Source organism: Ralstonia sp. R-29, assembly GCF_049913345.1.
Classification (GTDB): Bacteria; Pseudomonadota; Gammaproteobacteria; order Burkholderiales; family Burkholderiaceae; genus Ralstonia.
In genome coordinates this window covers 600569-616001 of the sequence record NZ_CP184377.1, presented here as the reverse complement: position 1 = coordinate 616001, position 15433 = coordinate 600569, and the positions used below count along the sequence as shown (strand labels likewise).

The following is a 15433-nucleotide window of genomic DNA, read 5'->3' as shown; positions in this document are numbered from 1 at the left end:
TGATCAAGCCTCCGCCCCAAGCACATGGAACAGTTCGTCTTCTTGTGCGCAATGCAGCCGGAGGATGGCATCCAGCCCATACAACAAGCGTTGCAGCTCTTGCGTGACGACGGCATCCGGGCCATCGGCGGACACATCGGCGACGATCCTGCCCAATAGGTTCGTCACGCGGAATATCTCGCGATGCATACCACTCATGGCGGCCATTGGGTCATCCCCGCCAAGCAGGCGGGCCACGTCCGGATAGAGCTGGGTGTCGTCTCGGCGCTCGTGCGGCACCAACACGTCCGACAAGGATCGGTTCAACGCCAGCAGTTCCGCTTTCGCCACACTGCCTGCCAGATGAGGCAGCGCGTCTGCGACCACGCGGATGCGATTCAGAAGGGGCTCCAGCTCCGCGTGTTCAGCCTTGAGCCGTTCAACGTCCGCCGTGGCTAGCGAGCGTGTCGCTTCATCTGCCGCCGGGCGCAACGCTCGCAGCGCGTTGGCGATGGCCAGTACGTCGATGACCTCCTGCAGCATTGCACCAGCCAACGGCGGCAGGTAACCCAGCGCTGCGGCAACCATGGCCACCAGCGACAACGACATGCCGATCATCATGCTCTGCAGCGCAATGCGGCGTGTACGGTGCGCAATCCGGACAGCATCAACCAACCGGTCCAGACGGTCCACCAACAAGACAATGTCGGCAGCTTCCGACGAGGCCGCCGCCCCACGCGCACCCATCGCCACGCCGACGTCCGCGGCGGCAAGCGCGGGCGCATCGTTCACGCCATCGCCCACCATGATCACCGTGCCATCACTGTGGGCACTGCGAATCGCCGCGAGCTTGGCCGCTGGCGATAGCGCCGCATAGACCTCTGTCACGCCCAACATGGCGCCAACGGATTCGGCAACGTCCGGCCGATCGCCAGTCAGCATCGCCTGCCGTGCGATGCCCTCACGGCGCAACAGGCGAAGCGCGCGCGGCGCCTCAAGGCGAACGCGGTCGATTAGCTGCAGCGCACCCGCCAACTCACCGTCAATGCCGACAAAGACCGCCGATGCACCGGCGTAGTTGACGCGCTTGACGAAGCTCTCCATCCAGGCTGGCGCCTCAGACGCGCCCAAGACATACGGCAGCGTGCCGATGGAAACGGCATGCCCGTCGACATGGCCGCGAACGCCGGCGCCCGGGCTCTCGACCACCGCACTCGGCAGCCGCAGCGTGGCGCCATGTTCTCGTGCAGCCTTGGCGACGGCTTCTGCCGTGACGTGATTCGATGCCTGCGCGAGAGACCCCGCCAAGTTGAGCACAAGGTCGGACGCGTACTGCGGCGCGCATTCCATGTCGACCAGGCGCGCGTATCCACCGGTCAGCGTGCCTGTTTTGTCGAAGAACAGCGTGTCGGCCAGCGCAAGCCGCTCCAGAGCGCCCCCGCCTTTGACCAACACACCACGCCTGGCGCAACGCGACAGGCCGGACACGATGGCGACTGGCACAGCCAGGATCAACGGACACGGCGTGGCCACGACGAGCACGGCCAGACAGCGGGCTGCGTCACCGGTGAGCATCCAACTTGCCCCAGCCAGGACGATCGTGAAGCCTACAAACCCGAACGCATAGCGATCCGCCAGTCTGACAGAAGGACTCCGCTCGGCCTGCGCTGCACTCACCAGACGGACAACGCCAGCGAACGTACTGTGCTCAGCAGATGCGCTCGCGATCATTTCAAAAGCCGCGCCCACATTCAGCACGCCGCTGCAAATGGCATCGGCCACCAAGCGATGGCGCGTGAGCGACTCTCCGGTCAACGTGGACTCATCGAGATCGGCCGGCTCGGACAACATGCCGTCCACGGGGACGACTTCGCCGTGCCGCACCAGTAACCGATCCCCCGCTTGCACCTCTTCCAAACTGACCGTGTGCCACTGCCCGCCGTCGAAGCGATTGGCTCGCTTGGGCGCATGACTAAGCAGTGCCGTCATTTCGCGCTGCGCCCTCGCTTGGGCAAAGTCTTCCAGCGCGCGCCCGCTCGCGAGCATGAATGCAATCACCGCTGCGACCAGCACCTCGCCAGACCAAAGCGCAAAGCTGATCGACATCGCCGCCAGTACATCCACGCCGGCCTGCCGCCGCATCAGCGAGCGCGCAATCGTGGCCACCAAGGCCAGCAAGTTGGGAATGATGCCGATCAGAAAGAACTGCCGCGCATAGCTCTCGGCGTCGACGGCGCGCGCCAACAACCCCGTAACCAAGGTCAACGCCGACAGCGTAAACAGCACGAGATTGAGAAGAAGGCGCCGCGAACGCATGGATGGGTCTCGCATTAAGGCATGCATTGGCTGCACTACATCATGCGACGCAACAGCCGGTCTTTCAGAACCCACTCGTGCCACAGGGCCGCGGCAGCATGCAGGCCAACCACGATATAGACGAATGTGGCCCCCGACTCATGCACCTCCTTGAACACGCTCCCCAATGCTTTGTCTTGGGTCAGTGGCAGCGTCAACGTTATCCCGAAGGGTTGAATCGGCTTGCCCGCCCAGGCCAGGGCCAGCACGCCAAGAACGGGCATTCCCCCCATCAGCACATAGAGCGCCCCATGCGTCAACCGCGCGGCTCGCTGCATGAACAGCGAGCCCGGGACGGGAGGTGGCGCCTCGGTGCCCAGCCGGGCCAACAAACGCAGCACCATCAGCGCGAGCACCGACAGCCCCGCTGTCTGATGAATCGCGAACAGCGCAGCACGTTCGGCGCTGCCTTTCGGGAAGACATCCATGATTTCGATGGCCACGACGGCGATCAACACCGCCAGGACCACCAACCAGTGGAGCGACCGCATGGTCAGGGAGTATTTGAGCTCGGACTGCATAGCGTTATCCAAAATGTATTGTGTGAAAAAAGAAGTGGCTGTCGGATCAATCGTCAAAGTCCCACATCCGATGCAGATCGAGCTGGAGGCGACTATCGACTTCCAGCGCGTCTACGCGGGCAAGCCGCGCAGCCAGCAATGCCTCGGCCAGACTGCGGCGCGCCGCTAGAAGCTCGGTCAGACCGGATTCCCCCGCGCGGTACGCACGCGTAGCGCGCTCGGATGCGCTTCTCTGTAACGCGGCCGCTTCCGTCTGCGCCTGCGCGCTTGCACGTTTGCCCTGCAAGTTGCCGTAGAGCACATCGAATTCCGCGCCCAGCCGGCGTTCCGAACCCAACCGGCGTCGTGCCGCAGCTTCCGCATCGGCTGCGGCAACCGCGGCCAATGAGCGGCGATGTGCCGAACCGAGCGGCATCGCTACGCTCACGCCCATGATGCGCTCGGCCCCGCCGCGTTCCACCGTCACGAACATGCCGACCGTCGGGTCGGGTCGACGCTCCAGGTCGGCGCGCTTGGCCATGTGCTGTGCCTGCGCTGCTTCTGCCATGGCAAGCCGATATTCGTGGCTGTCTTGGATGTACTGCGTGCGCAGTCGATCTGGGGGGTCTTGCGGCAGCGTCGGCAGCGCAGCATCGGCGCCAAATGCAGGATGGCCCAGCCCCGGAAACCGGGCTTGCAGCTCCGCCTGCGCTGACTGTTCCGCTGCCATGGCAGTCGCTAGCGAGGCTTGCATGCGCGCGCGATCGGCTGCGGCCAGTTCGGCATCCAGGCGTGATGCGTCACCCAGCTGTACCCTTCGCGCAGTCAGGGTCGTCAGATCGGCGGCCGCCTTGGCATTCTCCTGCGCCGCCTGGCGTGCCTGGCCTGCGCGCACGGCAGCGAACCACAGGGCCAGAATCTGGCGCGATGCCTCGTGGCGCGCGTCTTTCACGGCAAGTTGAGCGGCCTCGGCGGAGGCATCGGCAAGCTGCCCGTCGGCTTGCGCTTTGCCCCATAGCCGCAACGGCCGCTCCACAGCGATCTGCCCTTCGGCGTGCCGCTCGGAAGGGTCGCGCACCTGGCGCCCCTGGCCAATCGCACGCACCACGGTCTCCGCCATACCGGCGCGGATGCCCTCAGCCCGGGCCAGTACGGCATCGCGGCGGGCCTCTGCGGCTAGCACGTCAGGTGACTGCGCAACGGCCTCGCGCACTGCGCTCTCTGCCGGCAGATAGCTCGACGAACTTTGCCCTTGCGCTTGCGCTACAGCAGCCCAAAGCAGCATCGTGGCTGCTCCTGCCAATACGATGCGAAACAGATCCAACCTCATTGCGAATCTCCTTGCCCAGCGGCCGCGCGCGGCCGAGGCAACCCAAAGCGTTCAAACAGCAGGGGCAGCAGAAGCAGCGTCAGCGCCGTCGAAGAGATCAGCCCGCCGGATACAACAATCGCCAACGGCCGCTGGATCTCTGACCCCGGTCCGCTCGCCAGCAGTAACGGAATCATCCCCAGTGCGGTAATGCAGGCCGTCATCAGGACGGGCCGCAGGCGGTCTCGCACGCCAGCGCGTACGGTTTCCGTCATGCTCAAGCCAGACTCCAGCAACGTGTTGAAATGCGAGACCAGCACCACGCCGTTGAGCACCGCGATCCCGAGCAACGCGATGAAGCCCACAGAAGCCGGAACGGACAGGTACTCGCCCGATATCCGCAACGCCGCAATACCACCTACCAGCGCAAACGGAATGTTGGCGACCACCAGCACCGCCTGTCGCACCGAGCGGAACGTCAACATCAGCAGCAAGAAGATTGCGCCAAGGGCCAAGGGCACAACCAACGCCAAGCGAGCGGCTGCGCGCTGCTGGTTCTCGAACTGGCCGCCCCACACCACACGCAACCCTTTCGGCAACACGCCCATGCCACCCACTGCTGCCTGCGCCTCCTGCACGAACCCCGCCAGGTCCCGACCATCAACGTTGGCCTGGATGACGGCAAACCGCGCACCATCTTCGTGGTTGATGCGTACCGGTCCATCGACGCGTTCGATACGCGCCAGCGAGGTGAGCGGCCACGCTTTGCCGTCGGGAGCCGTCACCAGAAGGTTGGTCAGGTTTTCAGGGGCCTGCCGCAGGCCCGCGCCGCCACGCAAGATCAATGGCGTGCGGACAATGCCCTCAGGCACCACGCCAACCCGGTCGCCCTCGATCAGCGCGCGCAGTTGCGCTTGCAGGGCATCGCCCGAAAAACCGGCCTGGCCGACCGCAGCCCGGTCCAGCGACACCTTCAGGTACTGCACACCGCTGTTGCTGGGCGCGATCACCTCAGCCGCTCCGGGGATGGTGCGGACCTTGGCGGCAATCGCCTGCGCCGCGGCATCGATGGCGGCGAGATCACTGCCGAACAGCTTGATGGCAACGTCGCCACGTGTGCCGGTCAGCATCTCCGACACACGCATCTCAATGGGCTGTGTGAACCCGTAGATCACGCCGGGGAAGCGCTCCATCACGCGGCGGATCGCCACTGCGATGTCTTCCTTGCTACCGCGCCACTGATCCTTGGGCTTGAGCACGAGGAAGGTATCGGTCTCGTTCAGGCCCATTGGGTCCAGGCCAAGATCATCCGAACCCGAGCGTGCAACGATCGAGCGAATTTCCGGCACCTCCTTGAGCAAGGCCTGCTGCACGCGTTGGTCCACGTCGAGCGAGGCCGCTAGCGAAACCGACGGTGCCTTCTGCAACTGCACGATCAGGTCGCCCTCGTCCATCGTCGGCATAAAGGTCTTGCCGACTGACATGTACAACACCACGGCCAGCGCCAACGCTGCCCCGGCCAAGCCGAACACCACGCGGCGATGCGTGGTCGTCCATGTCTGAACGCGCCCAAAACCGCTCGCGACCTTGCGCATCAGCCAAGGCGGCTCATCCGCATGCGCGAGTAAGAGCAACGAAGCAAGCGCCGGGACCACCGTAAAGGCAATCACCACAGACGCCGCCAGCGCCAGCACGATGGTGAGCGCCACCGGCCCGAACAGCTTGCCTTCCAGGCCTTGCAACGACAGCAGCGGCAGAAACACGATGGCGATAATCGACACGCCCGACAGCATCGGTACCGCTACCGTTGCCACAGCGTGGCGGATGACCGCGCCGCGTAGCGCGGGATCGGTCTTGTGGTCTTGCGCGCGCGCCATGGCCGTCTCGATGTTCTCGACCACGACCACGGCGGCGTCCACCAGCATGCCCAGCGCAATGGCCAAGCCGCCGAGACTCATCAGGTTGGCGGTCAAGCCCACGTAGCGCATCAGGAGGAAGGTCGCCAGCATCGACAGCGGCAGTGTGGCGGCCACCACCAGCGCCGCACGTACCCCACCCAGGAACACGTACAACGTGATGACGACCAGCACGCTGGCTTCGATCAAGGCGTGCACCACGGTATTGGCCGCACGCGTCACCAACTCGCCGCGGTTGTAGAAGACGCGGGTGGACATGCCTTTTGGCAACTCCGGCCCGAGCGCATCCAGCCGCGCCTGCACCGCTTCCACCAGCTTGCGGGCATCGCTACCGCGCAGGCCCAGCACCAGCCCTTCAACGGCTTCGCCATTGCCATCTTTGCTGACAGCGCCGTTGCGGGTCGCTTCCCCCAACCGCACGGTTGCCACATCGCCGACCGTGACCGCAGGCGCGGAAGACAGGTTCTGCGCCGGCACCACGACAATCGCGCGCAAGTCATCCAGCCCGCGCACGCCGCCTTCCACGCGCACCACCCAGTGCTCGTCGCCGCGATCCAGCCGCCCTGCTCCGTCGTTGCGGTTATTGGCGTCCAGCGCCTGGCGCAATTGCTCAAGGGTGACAGCGCGTGCGCGCAACCGCGCCGGGTCCGGTGTCACCTCGTAGCTGCGCACCTCGCCACCCAGGGCGTTGACGTCGGCCACACCAGCCACCGTGCGCAGCAGCGCCGGCCGGATCACCCAGTCCAGCACGCGGCGCCGCTCGGCCAGCGAGTAGCCATCGCCTTCCACGGTGAACATGAACATTTCGCCCAGCGGCGTGGTGATGGGCGCCAGGCCGCCCACGGCAGTCGACGGCAGATCGCGCGCCAGACCAGCCAGACGCTCCGACACCTGCTGGCGCGCCCAGTAGACGTCCACGCCCTCTTCAAAATCGACGGTCACATCGCTGATGCCGTATTTGGACACCGAGCGCACGATCGTCTTGTGCGGCAGACCAAGCAGCTCTTGCTCGATCGGCGTCGAGACACGCTGCTCGACCTCCTCCGGCGTCATGCCCGGCACCTTGAGCACGACCTTGACCTGCGTCGGCGAAATATCGGGAAACGCGTCGATCGGCAGGTTCAGGTATGCCCAGACGCCGGCCGCAGCGAGTACACCTGCCGCGATCAGCACCAGCACGCGTTGACGCAACGAGAACTCAATCAGGCGTGGCAGCATCACTGTTCCCCCGCTAGCAAGCCTTTGAGCGCGCCAACACCGGCCACCGCTACACGCGCCCCGGCAGGCAGGTTGGCGCGAACGACGGCGATGGCATCGTCGGTACTGGCAACGGCGACCTCCTGGAAGCGGAAGCCCTTATCGGTCGCGACGAAGACACCAGGCACGCCATGCACGTAGACCAGCGCAGCCACCGGAACCCGGACCAAGCCGGCGGACGCCGCGTCTGCCGAAGCACGCAGTTTGAGTGTGACGTTCACGCTTTCCCCGGCACGCAAGTCGCCACGACGTTCCAGCGATGCGCGCACCCGCACCCCTGCGGTGCCATCCCCCGAGGGCGCAACACCAAGGACGGTACCGCCTGCGCCGCGTGGTGCAATCTCGACGCGGTCACCCGTGGCAGGCACGGGTATATCGCGCCCGACGAGCAAGTCCAACTCCAGCGCCGCCGGATCAACGATCCTGAAAAGCGGTGCTGCCGCTTCCACGCGCGCGCCTGGAACAGCGTTGACTTCGGACACCACCCCGCTACGGCTCGCAAGCAACTGCGCTTCGCCGCCTGATCCAATAAATGCGATGCCCGTCGAGGCCAACTCAGCCCGGCGGGCCTTGACCATGCCGTTGGCTTCGGCCGCGCGTGCCTGCGTGGCCTGCCAGCGGCTTGCGGCGATGATGCCGTCGTCGTACAGCGCCTTGTCGCGGGCGAGCGATTGCTGTGCGAGACGCGCTTGCGAATTGGCCTCCGTCAGCGCGCGGCTGGTTTCAAAAAGCTGCGGGCTCAGAAAGCTCGCCAGTGGCTGACCTGCGCGGACGGTCTGCCCCACGGACACCAGCACCCGGGGCACCATGCCCGCATACGGGGCCGCCACCACAGATTGCGCATCCGGCTTGAAGACGACACGTGCGTGCGTGCCAACCTCCAGCCCTGCGGATGCAGCCACTGGGCTAAAGCGAACTCCGAGGGAGCGCGCTTGTTCAACTGAAAGTTGCGTCGTCTGAGCAACTGCTTGGGCAGCGGTTTGCTCGAGAGGAAACGCGGCCAGCGCAATACACACGCTGGCCACGAGGATTTTTTTGGAAAACATGCCTGACTCCAATGCGCGGAGGCAACGGTAAGAACGCCACCTCAGATTCCGTCGCGCGCACGCGTGCGACGCGAACGATTCACTCTTACGGTGGAAGGCCGGAGACTAGCGAGGCCGCTACCGCTGCGTAGCGTTAGGCGAGCACAGTCGATCAGAAGACAGCGCTTCTGATGCATTCATCATCGCCAATGCAGACACAAGGGGCTTGTTGCAAGTCAACAAGTGCGGTGCAACGCGTACGCCAGCCGTCAACCGGGTACGGATCAGGACAACAGTGGAGGGGCTTGGGCCGGAGGCGGCCGATTGATGCGATGGCGCCAGCGCGCTCGAACGGGCGCGGGTCGATAGGCGGGACGGGATACGGAAGCGCAGGCAAGCGCCGCCAACAAGAAAAATGTCAGCGCCGAGACTCCGGCGGCCGACGCTGCGCAGAGAAGTGCAGTCAGCTCCACCGAGCTGATGGCGGGCTCGACATCCACCTCAAAGGGTTCCTGGCTGGTCAATACCCAGTCAGGACCACCCACGGCATCCGGCGACGCAGAACGGTGGCGGTCAGCAAACGAAGTGGATTGAAAATGAGAATCAGCCGCGACAGGAAGCGCTGTATGTACGTGCAGGCCAGCTTGTTTCGGAGTTCCGAGATGGCCGTGCAGAAGCGGGCTTAGCAGCTGCATCATCACAATGATGACCAACATGGCTGCCCGAAGCGAGACGCTCAGGGACGCACGTGACATGTGCGCATTGTATTGCAATTTTTCGTCACAGCCAGCATGAACTGCAACGTTGGAGCGCGCGGCCGGATTGATAACCACAGAACATCAATCGTTCCAAAACTTGCACTTCCCGTTTGCCTGTCTCAACGCGAACATTGCCAAAACTACAAACGCCGGCACCACGGCGTATTTTTTCTTTGGCTTTCAGGAGACACCTTGATGCACCCCTCGCCCAGCCTTTCGAACGGGCACGCAAAGGCCGCTGCGGTATTCCGCGTGACCGCCGGGAATTTCCTGGAGCAGTTCGACTTCTTCCTCTTCGGCTTCTACGCCACGCAGATCGCCAACGTCTTCTTTCCTGCCGACAGCGAATTCGCCTCGTTGATGATGACGTTTGCTGTCTTTGGCGCGGGCTTTCTGATGCGGCCGTTGGGCGCCATCGTGCTCGGCGCCTATATTGACGACGTTGGCCGTCGAAAAGGCCTCATCGTCACGCTCTCCATCATGGCAAGCGGCACCGTGCTGATCGCCTTCGTCCCGGGTTACGCCACGATCGGGCTTCTGGCACCGGCACTCGTGCTCTTCGGGCGCCTGCTGCAAGGCTTCTCGGCAGGCGCGGAGCTGGGCGGCGTGTCGGTCTATCTGGCCGAGATGGCCACGCCCGGCCGCAAGGGCTTTTTCACGAGCTGGCAGTCCGCCAGCCAGCAGGTGGCGATTGTCGTGGCGGCTGGACTGGGGTTCATGCTCAACCAATGGCTCAGCACATCGGCCATCGCTGCGTGGGGCTGGCGCGTACCGTTCTTCGTCGGCTGCATGATCGTGCCGTTCATCTTCGTGCTGCGCCGCAATCTGGAAGAAACGCAGGAATTCAAGGCTCGCAAGCATCGTCCTAGCATGAAAGAGGTGTTCCGTACACTGGTGCAAAACTGGGGCATTGTCATCGCCGGCATGATGCTGGTTGCGATGACCACCACGAGCTTCTACCTCATCACGGTGTACGCGCCGACATTCGGTAAGACGGTCCTGCACCTGAGCACCGCCGATAGCTTGCTCGTGACCCTCTGCGTTGGCGTATCCAACTTCGTGTGGCTGCCGATCGGCGGGGCGCTCTCCGACAAGATCGGCCGCCGGCCGCTCCTCGTCGGCATGACGGTGCTCACCATCGCCACCGCCTACCCGGCACTCTCGCTGCTCGCGAATGCACCGAGCTTCCAGAACATGCTGCTCGTGCTGCTCTGGCTCTCGTTTCTGTATGGCCTCTATAACGGCGCGATGGTCGTTGCGCTCACGGAAGTGATGCCGGTGCAAGTGCGCGTTGCAGGCTTTTCGCTCGCCTATAGTTTGGCAACGGCGGTCTTCGGTGGCTTCACGCCCGCCATCTCAACGGCAGCCATCCACCTGACCGGCGACAAGGCCGCGCCGGGTTATTGGATGAGCTTCGCCGCCGTGTGCGCGCTCGTTGCAACGTTCACGCTCTATCGCCGCCGCGCAGTGGTGCTCAACCCGGCGCATTGATCCCCGTCTGTTACTGCATGACCACGACAATGACAATGAAGAACCTGTTTCGAAAACTCTGCGCGGTGGCGCTCGTTGCAACTGCCGCTGCAACGGCAAACGTTCAGGCGGCCGAACTGCATGTCATGAGTTCGGGCGGCTTCACCGCGGCCTACAAGCTGCTCGGGCCCAAGTTTGCAGCCCAGTCCGGCAACACGCTGAACACCGCGCTGGGCCCGTCGATGGGCAAGTCGCCCGAAGCCATTCCGAACCGGCTCGCGCGTGGCGAACCTGCGGACGCCGTCATCATGGTCGGTTACGCTCTGGACGACCTCATCAAGCAAGGCAAGGTGATTCCGGATTCGCGCGTGGAACTGGCCGATTCCCGCATCGGCATGGTGGTACGCGCTAGCGCAGCAAAGCCCGACATCAGCTCGGTGGAAGGCCTCAAGCAAGTGCTGCTCAACGCCAAGTCGATCGCGTATTCAGACAGCGCAAGCGGCGTCTATATCGAGCGAGAGCTGTTCAAGAAGCTCGGCATCGAAGAGCAGGTCAAGCCCAAGGCCAAGATGGTCCCACGGATCCCGGTGGGCTCTGTGGTGGCGAACGGCGAGTACGAAATCGGCTTCCAGCAGGTGAGCGAATTGCTGCCGGTGGAGGGTGTGACCTTTGTTGGAAAGATCCCCGAGTCGCTGCAATCGGTCACGCGCTTCGCGGCGGGCATTCCCGTCGGCGCGCAGCATCCGAAAGAAGCGAAGGCACTGCTCGACTATCTCGCCTCTCCTGGCGTGCAGGCCGACGTGAAATCGACGGGGCTCGATTCCGTACCCGCACAGTGAAACGCACGCGGGCCTGCGCTGCCAGCGGGTCCGCTGTATGCCGCGCTTATGCCCCGCTTCTGGTGGCGCCGCTGCGCTTCGCTTCGATGACCATTTGATGGAACGCCTCGGCCGCCGGCGTGAGCGCGCGCCCGCGCCGCTTCACGATGCCAACGCGGCGCTTCACCACCGGCTCCACCAGGGGCACGCTCGTGAGAACGGGGTGGTCATGTCCGGGCATGGCCATGGACGGCACGGCGGCAACGCCCAACCCCGCCTCGACCAAACCCAGCATGGTGGTGACGTGCCGCGTCTCGCAGACGCTCGGCGCGCGCGGTGGCACGGCCGACAGTGCCTGATCGAGCAGTAGGCGGTTCCCAGAAGTCTTGTCCACCGACACGTAGTCGTGCGCATACAGCTCGCTCCACGTCACGCGTTTCTTGCGTGCGAGCGGATGATCGCGGCGGCAAGCCGCCACAAAGCGCTCCTGCAGCAGCATCCTGAATTCGATCTCGGGCTCCTGGCTGCCCATAAAGCTCACACCAAAGTCCGCCTCGCCGCTGATGACGGCACCGAGCACCTCGTTCGCGCTTGCGTCGATCAGCTTCACGCGGATGCGCGGAAAGCGCTGGTGATAGCTCGCAATGAGGTTCGGCAAAAAGTAGTAGGCCACCGAAGGCACACACGCGATGGTCACGTGGCCCAGGCGGCTCGAAGCCACGTCGCGGATGCCTAGCAGCGCGACGTCGAGATCGTCGAGCAGTTGTTCTGCGCTGCGGGCAAACACGCGGCCGACCGTGGTGAGCGTGACGCTGCGTGTGGTGCGCTCGAACAGCGCCACGCCCAGCGCGTCCTCGAGCTTGTCGATCCGGCGGCTTAACGCAGGTTGGGAAATGCTGATCGCCTCGGCGGCTTTGCGGAAGTTTCCCAACTCCACCACCGCCCGAAACGCCTGCAAGTCCGTCAAATCAAAGTTGATGCCCACGGGGTCGGCCTCCGCATTCGAGATGCCGAGCATTGTGCGTGATTCCGCGGAATGACAAAAAAGAAAACGCCAACCCGTAGGTTGGCGTTTTGCTTGGGGCGTGACCAGGATCAGTGGAACTGATTCATGGTGTTGTCCTTACCCGCAGCCTTCAGCGCAGCTTCGCCGCTGAAGTATTCCTTGTGGTCATCGCCGATGTCCGAGCCCGACATGTTCTGGTGCTTCACGCAGGCGATGCCCTGACGGATCTCCTTGCGCTGCACGCCAGCCACGTAACCCAGCATGCCTTGGTCACCGAAGTATTCCTTGGCCAGGTTGTCGGTCGACAGCGCGGCGGTGTGGTATGTCGGCAGCGTGATCAGGTGATGGAAGATGCCGGCTTCACGCGATGCATCAGCCTGGAACGTGCGGATCTTCTCGTCAGCCAGCTTCGCCAGTTCGGTGTCGTCGTATTCCGTGCTCATGAGCGCGCCGCGCTCGTAGGCCGACACGTCCTTGCCGGCTTCCTTCATGGCGTCATACACCTGCTGACGGAAGTTCAGCGTCCAGTTGAACGACGGGCTGTTGTTGTACACCAGCTTGGCGTTCGGGATGACCTTGCGGATTTCCTTCACCATGCCGCCGATCTGCGCGATGTGCGGCTTCTCGGTTTCGATCCACAGCAGGTCAGCGCCGTTCTGCAGCGAGGTGATGCAGTCCAGCACGCAGCGTGCTTCGCCCGTACCGGCGCGGAACTGGAACAGGTTGCTCGGCAGGCGCTTGGGACGCAGCAGCTTGCCGTCGCGCTTGATGACCACGTCACCGTTGCCCAGTTGGTCAGCCGACAGCTCTTCGCAATCCAGGAACGCGTTGTATTGGTCGCCCAGGTCGCCCGGCGTGTTCGTCACGGCGATCTGCTTGGTCAAGCCAGCGCCCAGCGAATCAGTACGGGCCACGATGATGCCGTCGTCCACGCCCAGCTCCAGGAACGCGTAGCGGATGGCGCGGATCTTGGCGAGGAAGTCCTCATGCGGCACGGTGACCTTGCCGTCCTGGTGGCCGCACTGCTTTTCGTCCGACACCTGGTTTTCGATCTGGATGCAGCATGCACCGGCTTCGATGAACTGCTTGGCGAGCAGGTACGTGGCTTCCGCGTTGCCGAAACCCGCGTCGATGTCGGCAATGATGGGCACCACGTGCGTCACGTGGTTGTCGATCTTCTCTTGGATGGCGGCCTTGGCTGCGGCGTCCTTGGCGGCGTCCAGTTCGCGGAACAGGCCGCCCAGTTCACGGGCATCCGCCTGGCGCAGGAACGTGTACAGCTCGCGGATCAGCGCGCTGACCGAGGTCTTTTCGTGCATCGACTGGTCCGGCAGCGGGCCGAACTCCGAGCGCAGCGCAGCGACCATCCAGCCCGACAGGTACAGGTAACGGCGCTCGGTGCTCTTGAAGTGCTTCTTGATAGAGATCATCTTCTGCTGGCCGATGAAACCGTGCCAGCAACCCAGCGACTGCGTGTACTTGGCCGGATCGGCATCGTAGGCGGCCATGTCGGCGCGCATGATCTTGGCGGTGTACTTGGCGATGTCCAGACCCGTCTTGAACTTGTTCTGCGCGCGCATGCGGGCAGCGTATTCCGGGTTGATGGCATTCCATGCGCTGCCGTGGGTCTCTTTCAAGGCAGCCACTGCCTTGATGTCGTCTTGATACTGGGCCATGTCAATTTCCTAGAAATAAACCGCGTTTGAAGAGAATCGGTTGCGTGTGCAGCTACGGAATTCGAAGCGAGCAGCATGGATTGATTGTAGGGCGGCTTTGACGCAGCGCGGCAGGGTCTTATATAAGACATAAGACTTAGTTTTTCTTTATTTATCAATGAGATAGACGACGAATTTTGCGATGCGAAACGTTTTTTCAGGAAACGGAACGCGGAAGCAGGAGGAACCCCGGCCGAATCCCGCAATGTGAAATGCGCTTTCAGGCGTCGGAGCAACCGGCCTTTGACTGTGGTTCAGATTGACGCCGAGCCTCAAACCTCGTCATTTCGTAGCGATCGCTACATCCTTGCAGCAGTTATGACTCCAGTCCTATCCTGCCGTCATGACGCTCACTTCAGATTCCTGGCTGCTGCTCATCGTCAGCCTGCCCACCACCAGCGCCACGGCCCGCATGCGCATCTGGCGCGCGATCAAGGCGCTCGGTTGTGCTGCCCTGCGCGACGGCGCTTACCTGCTGCCCGCCCATGTCGAGCCCGCCGCGCAACTGCGCCAGTTGGCCGACGAAGCGCTGCAGGAAGGCGGCCAGGCATGGGTGCTGAACGTGCAGGCGCTGGATGCCGCCGAGAACGCCGCCTACCGCGCCCTGTTCGATCGCACGCCGGACTACACCGCGTGGCTGTCCACGCTATCGGAAAGCCGAACAACGCTGCACGACCTGCCGGCGCCCGAGCGCAGCCGCGTGCACCGCCGCCATGCCCGCGCCTACGAGGCCATCCGCAAGATCGATTTCTTCCCCAATGAAGCCGCCGTGCGTGCCGACGCACAGTGGCGCGACTTTGCAGCGGCAGTCGAGGCTGTGCAGTCACCGGGGGAACCACGCACCGCTGTGGGCGGCATTCCGCGCCGGGACCCTGCCCAGTACCAGGGGCGCCTTTGGGCGACGCGGCGCCATCTGTGGGTGGATCGCGTCGCCAGTGCGTGGCTGATACAGCGATGCATTGATCCGCATGCGCGCTTTCTCTGGCTGGAACACCCGGCCGATTGTCCAGCCGATGCCCTGGGCTTTGACTTTGATGGTGCCGCCTTCACGCACCTCGGCGAGCGCGTGTCGTTTGAAGTGCTGCTCGCCAGCTTCGGGCTAGACGAGGACCCAGGGCTCGCCCGGCTCGGCGCGATGGTGCATGCGTTGGATGTGGGCGGATCGACCACACCGGAGGCCGGCGGATTCGAAGCCATCCTGGCCGGCGCGCGCAAGCGGCTCGCCGATGACGATGCATTGCTTGCGGAAATCGGTGCGGTACTCGATTCGTTGTACGCGCATTTCTCCGGCAGCCGCAAACGCTGACATCCCCCCCTATCCACAG

The 15433-nt window shown here is 63.8% G+C and carries 11 protein-coding genes; 3 read left to right on the top strand and 8 right to left on the bottom strand.

The features are described 5' to 3' along the window. Positions 1 to 3: 3 nt before the first annotated feature. The 6 genes from ACN9M1_RS02905 to ACN9M1_RS02880 all read right to left on the bottom strand — a co-directional run bounded on the left by ACN9M1_RS02905 (position 4) and on the right by ACN9M1_RS02880 (position 9174). The gene (locus ACN9M1_RS02905) at positions 4 to 2295 is read right to left on the bottom strand and encodes a heavy metal translocating P-type ATPase (protein ID WP_426397238.1); all 2292 of its coding nucleotides are present in this window, start codon (positions 2293 to 2295) and stop codon (positions 4 to 6) included. A 35-nt stretch (positions 2296 to 2330) separates the two neighbouring features. Beyond that, positions 2331 to 2855 carry a cytochrome b gene (locus ACN9M1_RS02900; protein ID WP_426397236.1) on the bottom strand — a complete coding sequence of 175 codons (525 nt, stop codon included), beginning with the start codon at positions 2853 to 2855 and terminating at the stop codon, positions 2331 to 2333. A gap of 46 nt (positions 2856 to 2901) precedes the next feature. Next, entirely contained in the window at positions 2902 to 4164 is a 1263-nt protein-coding gene (locus ACN9M1_RS02895) for a TolC family protein (RefSeq protein ID WP_426397234.1), read from the bottom strand. Then, positions 4161 to 7277, bottom strand: coding sequence for an efflux RND transporter permease subunit (locus ACN9M1_RS02890; protein ID WP_426397232.1), 3117 nt, complete (start codon positions 7275 to 7277; stop codon positions 4161 to 4163). Before ACN9M1_RS02890 ends, ACN9M1_RS02895 begins: the two co-directional genes overlap by 4 nt. Beyond that, a complete protein-coding gene (locus ACN9M1_RS02885) occupies positions 7277 to 8362 on the bottom strand; it encodes an efflux RND transporter periplasmic adaptor subunit (RefSeq protein ID WP_426397230.1) in 1086 nt (361 codons plus the stop codon). The genes ACN9M1_RS02890 and ACN9M1_RS02885 overlap by 1 nt, the downstream gene beginning before the upstream one ends. A 263-nt stretch (positions 8363 to 8625) precedes the next feature. Beyond that, complete coding sequence (locus ACN9M1_RS02880) at positions 8626 to 9174, bottom strand: hypothetical protein (RefSeq protein WP_426397228.1); 549 nt, start codon at positions 9172 to 9174, stop codon at positions 8626 to 8628. 120 nt (positions 9175 to 9294) lie between these two features. Here ACN9M1_RS02880 and ACN9M1_RS02875 point away from each other — a divergent pair, with 120 nt between their 5' ends. Both ACN9M1_RS02875 and ACN9M1_RS02870 read left to right on the top strand, forming a co-directional pair. After that, the gene (locus tag ACN9M1_RS02875) at positions 9295 to 10590 is read left to right on the top strand and encodes an MFS transporter (protein WP_426397226.1); all 1296 of its coding nucleotides are present in this window, start codon (positions 9295 to 9297) and stop codon (positions 10588 to 10590) included. A gap of 35 nt (positions 10591 to 10625) precedes the next feature. Beyond that, complete coding sequence (locus ACN9M1_RS02870) at positions 10626 to 11408, top strand: substrate-binding domain-containing protein (RefSeq protein ID WP_426397224.1); 783 nt, start codon at positions 10626 to 10628, stop codon at positions 11406 to 11408. Between the two features lie 46 nt (positions 11409 to 11454). On the opposite strand, the gene ACN9M1_RS02865 is transcribed toward ACN9M1_RS02870, so the two are convergent. After that, positions 11455 to 12372, bottom strand: a complete 918-nt coding sequence (locus ACN9M1_RS02865; RefSeq protein ID WP_426398783.1) for a LysR family transcriptional regulator — start codon at positions 12370 to 12372, stop codon at positions 11455 to 11457. Positions 12373 to 12482: 110 nt separating this feature from the next. Further along, the gene (locus ACN9M1_RS02860) at positions 12483 to 14069 is read right to left on the bottom strand and encodes an isocitrate lyase (protein WP_426397222.1); all 1587 of its coding nucleotides are present in this window, start codon (positions 14067 to 14069) and stop codon (positions 12483 to 12485) included. Positions 14070 to 14451: 382 nt separating this feature from the next. Here ACN9M1_RS02860 and ACN9M1_RS02855 point away from each other — a divergent pair, with 382 nt between their 5' ends. Then, complete coding sequence (locus tag ACN9M1_RS02855) at positions 14452 to 15414, top strand: chromate resistance protein ChrB domain-containing protein (RefSeq protein WP_426397220.1); 963 nt, start codon at positions 14452 to 14454, stop codon at positions 15412 to 15414. The last annotated feature ends 19 nt before the right edge of the window (positions 15415 to 15433 follow it).